A 5,178-nucleotide genomic window follows, 5' to 3' on the forward strand; every position below is an offset into this window, starting at 1 on the left:
CAGCGAGGGTCAGGTGACGCTTGCGGTCAACAATCCCGATTCAGGCAGCGCCACCGAAGAGCTGTCCGCCGACTATTCATCCGATCCGATCGAGATCGGCTTCAACGCCAAGTACCTGCTCGACGTTGCCGCGCAACTGACCGGCACGGAAGCCAAGTTCATGCTGGCCGACGCCGGCTCGCCGACGCTGATCCACGACATGGCCGACGAGACCGCACTCTATGTGCTGATGCCGATGCGGGTGTAGCGGCGCGGTGTCAGCACTTCGGTCCTGTTGTGGACCGGCAAGCGCGATATTTACGGCAACTTCTAGAGCAATTCCAGGAAAAGTGTGAAGCGGTTTTCCCGGGAAAAGCGCATAGCGCTTTCCCTTGGGAATTGCGTTAAAACAAAGAGATAGATTGGTTTTGCGTTTCCGTGAAACGATGGAACGCTCTATAGGCGGATAGCGGTTGCCGGCACAGAACCACATAAGTAAGCTTACACTTACCAATTTCCGAAACTACGCGGCGCTGACGATCGATCTGGCGCCAGGTGCCGTGGTTTTTTCCGGCGACAACGGCGCCGGCAAGACCAATCTCCTCGAAGCAATCTCCCTTTTGACACCGGGGCGTGGTTTGCGCCGCGCCCCTTACGTGGATGTCGCACGCGACGGCGGCGACGGCGGCTTTGCATTGCATGCCCGGCTCGACGGACCTGACGGCCAGGTCGAGATCGGAACAGGCATTTCCGGCGGCGACACCGCCGGCGAAGGCGGCAGGCGGGTGCGCATCAACGGAGCGTCGGCGCGCTCGGCCGAGGACATGCTGGAATGGCTGCGCGTGGTGTGGCTGACGCCAGCCATGGACGCGTTGTTCACCGGACCGGCCGCGGATCGCCGGCGATTTCTCGATCGGCTCGTGCTGGCGATCGATCCCGGGCACGGGCAACGTGCGATCGACTACGAGAAGGCTATGCGCGGTCGTAACCGGCTGCTTACCGAAAACTCCCGGGACGACCGCTGGTTCGACGCTATCGAGACGCAGATGGCCGAAACCGGTGTGGCGATAGCCGCGGCGCGGGCCGAAATGGTGCGGCTGCTCGCCACCATGATCGACAGGCTGCCCGACACGGGACCATTTCCGCGGGCCGATATCGGCCTTTCGGGCGATCTGGAAGCCGAAATCGCCGCCGCGCCGGCGGTCGATGTCGAGGAACGCTTCCGTCGGACGCTTGCCGAGGGCCGTGAGCGCGATCGCGCCGCCGGGCGCACCCTCGACGGCCCGCACCGTTCGGATCTGGTGGTTCGACACCGCCCCAAGGCGATGCCGGCCGAACTCTGCTCGACCGGCGAGCAGAAGGCACTGCTGGTCGGCATCGTGCTGTCGCACGCAAGGCTGACCGGCGAAATGTCGGGCATGACGCCGATCCTGCTGCTCGACGAGATCGCCGCGCATCTCGACAGCCGGCGGCGCGCGGCGCTGTTCTCCATCCTGGAGGAACTGAACTGCCAGGCGTTCATGACAGGAACCGATGCTGCGCTGTTTTCCAGTCTCCAGGGACGCGCGCAATTCCTGACTGTCGACCATGGGACGGTTGGGCCAACCGAAGGCCCCTGACAAGGTTTTTCCGTCCCTGTATGATCAGGCAATGACCACTGCCGCCCTGACCGCAGACGAGATCGAACGCTATGCCCGCCACATCGTGCTGCCGGAGATCGGCGGCGCCGGCCAGCAAAGGCTGAAACAGGCCCGGGTGCTGGTCATCGGCGCTGGCGGACTGGGCGCGCCGGTGCTTGAATATCTTGCCGCCGCCGGCGTCGGCACACTCGGCGTGGTCGATGACGACACCGTTTCGCTGTCCAACCTGCAGCGCCAGGTCATTCACGGTACCGACACTGTCGGCCTGCTGAAGACCGATAGCGCCAAGGCGGCAATCGCTCGCATCAATCCCAACACCACAGTCGAACCGCATACGTTCCGGCTGACCACGGACAATGCGCCCGCCCTCGTCGCCCGCTATGACATCGTCGTCGACGGTTCCGACAATTTCGAAACGCGCTATGCCGTGGCCGATGCCTGCGCGAGCGAAGGCAAGCCGCTGGTGCATGCCGCCGTCGGACGCTTCGATGGTTCGGTGACGGTGCTGAAGCCATTCGAAGACGCCAAGGACGGCAAGCCCAACCCAAGCTATCGCGATCTGTTTCCCGAGGCGCCGCCTCCGGGCCTGGTGCCGTCCTGCGCCGAAGCCGGCGTGCTTGGCGCGCTGACCGGCGTCGTCGGCACGCTGCAGGCCATGGAGGCGATCAAGCTGATCACCGGCATTGGCGAGCCGCTGGTCGGCCAGCTGCTGCTCTATGATGCGCTGGCAGCGCGCTTCGACACCATCCGCTACAAGAGAAGCTGAATTCTTGGACCGGAACGAAGCTGTCTCCATCACGCGGATCCCGACCGATTTCGACCGTTGGGACGATGTGCTCGCATTGATCATGCGCGCTTTCGCTTCGATGGACAGCGTTGTCGACCCGCCCTCCTCGGCCCACCATCTGACCGCCGACACCCTGAGCGACAAGGCGCGGCTGGAGACCGGCTTCGTGGCGGTGCAGGGCGACAGGATCGTCGGCTGCGTCTTTGCCCTTGAGAGGGCGGCGGACCTTTATGTCGGCAAGTTCGCGGTCGCGCCGGACCGCCAGGGACAAGGCATTGGCCGGCGGCTGATGCAGGCAGTCGAAGACCTTGCCCGTAGCCGCGGCAAGGCCGCCGTCGCGCTTCAGACGCGGATCGAGCTGACCGGGAATCATGAGGCCTTTGCTCGCCTCGGCTTTCGCGAAACTGAACGGACGGCGCATGAGGGCTATGCCAGGCCGACCTCGATCACCATGCGCAAAGCTATCTCGTAAGGTTTATCTTACGGTTTGTGGGCCGCGACAGCGTCAGGTCCTGAGCGGCAGCACCCGATCCGGCGGGCGGTGGCCGTCGACGAAGGCACGGATATTGATGATGACCTTCTCGCCCATATCGATGCGGCCCTCGAGCGTCGCCGAGCCCATATGCGGCAAAAGCACGACCTTGTTCTTGGCGGCGAGCTTCAGCAGCTTGCTGTTCAAAGCCGGCTCATGCTCGTAGACGTCGAGGCCGGCCCCGGCGATCTTGCCGTCCTGGATCAGCTTGACCAGCGCTTCCTCGTCGATGATGTCGCCGCGCGCGGTGTTGACGACATAGGCGGTGGGCTGCAGCAGCGCCAGCCGCCGCGCCGAAAGCAGATGGAAGGTTGCCGGCGTCGAGGGACAGTTGACCGAGATGATATCCATGCGGGCCAGCATCTGGTCCAGGCTTTCCCAATAGGTCGCCTCCAGCCCGTCCTCTACGGCCGGCAGCACGCGGTGGCGGTTGTGGTAGTGGATCGACAGGCCGAAGGCCTTGGCCCGTCTGGCGACGGCGGTGCCGATTCCCCCCATGCCGACAATGCCGAGCCGCTTGCCCCAGATGCGCCGGCCCAGCATCCAGGTCGGCGACCAGCCAGCCCATTTCTTGTCACCGGTGAGCACATTGGCACCTTCCGCCAGCCGCCGCGGCACCGCCAGCATCAGCGCCATGGTCATGTCGGCGGTGTCTTCGGTCAGGACATTCGGCGTGTTGGTGACGGTGATGCCCCTCTTGGCCGCGGCCGCGACATCGATCTTGTCGACGCCATTGCCGAAATTGGCGATCAGCTTGAGGTTGTCGCCTGCCTGGGCGATCAGTGCGGCGTCGATCTGGTCGGTTACCGTCGGCACCAGCACGTCGGCCTCCTTGACTGCCGCGACCAGTTCCGGCTGCGTCATCGGCCGGTCCTCGACATTCAGCCTTGCGTCGAACAACTCGCGCATGCGGGTCTCGACCGGGTCGGGCAGCTTTCGCGTGATGACGACGAGAGGCTTCTTTTTGCCTGCCATTGTTTCCCTCCCGAGTACTTGCCGCAATTCCGAACGCAAAACCGCATCACACTTTTGCTGGAATTGCTTCTAACCCGATCTCGTTGAGACCTCTTTAACCAAGACCGGCGAAACTGAAAGCCGGTCGCGGTGCCGATTACTCCCTGTAACAAGCGGTGCCGCCGAAGACAAAGAAAAAGGGGCGCCGAGGCCGATGGGCAAGCGCCGAAAGGAATGAAAGTGTCTGGTTTCGCGTCGCTTCGCCTGACCCTCAGCGCAGCATTTCTCGGCGCTCTGCTTTATTCTCCGCTTGTGGCCGCGCAGAGTGCCGCAGCACCTGCCCAGGGCGTCGTCACGCTTGGTCCGAGTGGCCTGCCGCTGCCGCGCTTCGTCAGCCTGAAATCCGGCCGTGTCAACTCGCGCGTCGGTCCCGGGGCCAACTACTCGGTCGACTGGATGTATATGAAGGCCGGCCTGCCGATGGAGATCATCCAGGAATTCGACACATGGCGCCGCGTGCGCGATGCCGATGGTTCGGAAGGCTGGATCAACCAGTCGCTGCTTTCCGGCCGGCGCACTGCAATCGTTGCCCCGTGGCAGCGCGGCAAGGGTGCCCAGATCAATCTTCTCAACAGCCCCAACAAGGACGCAAGGGTGGTCGCGATGGTCGAGCCGGGCGTCATGGGCACGATCAAATCCTGCGACGGCCAGTGGTGCGAAATGACATTCGATGGCCACACAGGCTGGCTTGCCCAGTCGATCGTCTGGGGCGCCTATCCCGGCGAACGGGTCAAGGACTGATTCTTGACCCAGAATCTTAACCCCGATCCTTCACGGCCCGGTTTGGGTGTGTTGAAATTCAGGTCAGCCTAGCGCCCGATACGGCCGAGATGGGTGTCCTGAAAGCCGGTTGGCAGCTTCAGGCCATAGGCCAGCGCACGGTCGATGGCGATGTGCGCGATCCAGATCAGCGCAACCGCCATCGCGGCCGCATTGCCCCACATGTGCCCGCTGAGCAACAACAGCACGGGCACGGTAAGGGGGCCTCGCCGGTCATTCGCGGCGTTTGGGGCGCAGCCTTACCACGATATCGACATTGGCGATCTCCATCCCTTCCGGCGGCTCCGGCAGGTTGGCGACCGTCACCGGACCACTGTCGATGTCGAATATGCGGTTTTCGCCTTCGATGTAGAAATGGTGGTGGTCGGAGGTGTTGGTGTCGAAATAGGTTTTCGCGCCCTCCACGGCGAGGATGCGCAAAAGTCCCGCCTGGGTAAACTGGTGAA

5 protein-coding genes and 3 pseudogenes (1 of these 8 cut by a window edge) are annotated in these 5,178 nt (G+C 63.4%); 5 read left to right on the forward strand and 3 right to left on the reverse strand.

Annotated elements, in window-relative coordinates:
* The 4 genes and pseudogenes from EOC06_RS41505 to EOC06_RS01990 form a co-directional block, all read left to right on the forward strand.
* Nucleotides 1-247 (forward strand): annotated as a pseudogene (locus EOC06_RS41505) (DNA polymerase III subunit beta); the annotation flags it as partial.
* A 205-nt stretch (nt 248-452) separates the two neighbouring features.
* The gene (recF, locus tag EOC06_RS01980; RefSeq protein ID WP_128306951.1) at nt 453-1,598 is read left to right on the forward strand and encodes a DNA replication/repair protein RecF; all 1,146 of its coding nucleotides are present in this window, start codon (nt 453-455) and stop codon (nt 1,596-1,598) included.
* A 31-nt stretch (nt 1,599-1,629) separates the two neighbouring features.
* Nucleotides 1,630-2,385 (forward strand): molybdopterin-synthase adenylyltransferase MoeB, encoded by a 756-nt coding sequence (locus EOC06_RS01985; protein WP_128306952.1) that lies wholly within the window; start codon nt 1,630-1,632, stop codon nt 2,383-2,385.
* A gap of 4 nt (nt 2,386-2,389) precedes the next feature.
* Nucleotides 2,390-2,878 carry a GNAT family N-acetyltransferase gene (locus EOC06_RS01990; protein WP_128306953.1) on the forward strand — a complete coding sequence of 163 codons (489 nt, stop codon included), beginning with the start codon at nt 2,390-2,392 and terminating at the stop codon, nt 2,876-2,878.
* A gap of 33 nt (nt 2,879-2,911) precedes the next feature.
* On the opposite strand, the gene EOC06_RS01995 is transcribed toward EOC06_RS01990, so the two are convergent.
* Nucleotides 2,912-3,913, reverse strand: coding sequence for a D-glycerate dehydrogenase (locus EOC06_RS01995; RefSeq protein WP_128306954.1), 1,002 nt, complete (start codon nt 3,911-3,913; stop codon nt 2,912-2,914).
* Nucleotides 3,914-4,132: 219 nt separating this feature from the next.
* Between EOC06_RS01995 and EOC06_RS02000 the strand changes: the two genes are divergently transcribed.
* Nucleotides 4,133-4,693: an SH3 domain-containing protein gene (locus tag EOC06_RS02000; protein WP_128306955.1), complete on the forward strand. Its 561-nt coding sequence runs from the start codon at nt 4,133-4,135 to the stop codon at nt 4,691-4,693.
* Between the two features lie 68 nt (nt 4,694-4,761).
* On the opposite strand, the pseudogene EOC06_RS02005 reads toward EOC06_RS02000, so the two are convergent.
* Nucleotides 4,762-4,926: pseudogene (locus tag EOC06_RS02005) on the reverse strand (DUF4260 family protein); the annotation flags it as partial.
* A 19-nt stretch (nt 4,927-4,945) separates the two neighbouring features.
* Nucleotides 4,946-5,178, reverse strand: a pseudogene (gene irrA, locus EOC06_RS02010) (iron response transcriptional regulator IrrA); it runs 210 nt beyond the window's last position.

It is taken from the genome of Mesorhizobium sp. M7A.F.Ca.MR.362.00.0.0, assembly GCF_004023175.1.
Taxonomy (GTDB): domain Bacteria; phylum Pseudomonadota; class Alphaproteobacteria; order Rhizobiales; family Rhizobiaceae; genus Mesorhizobium.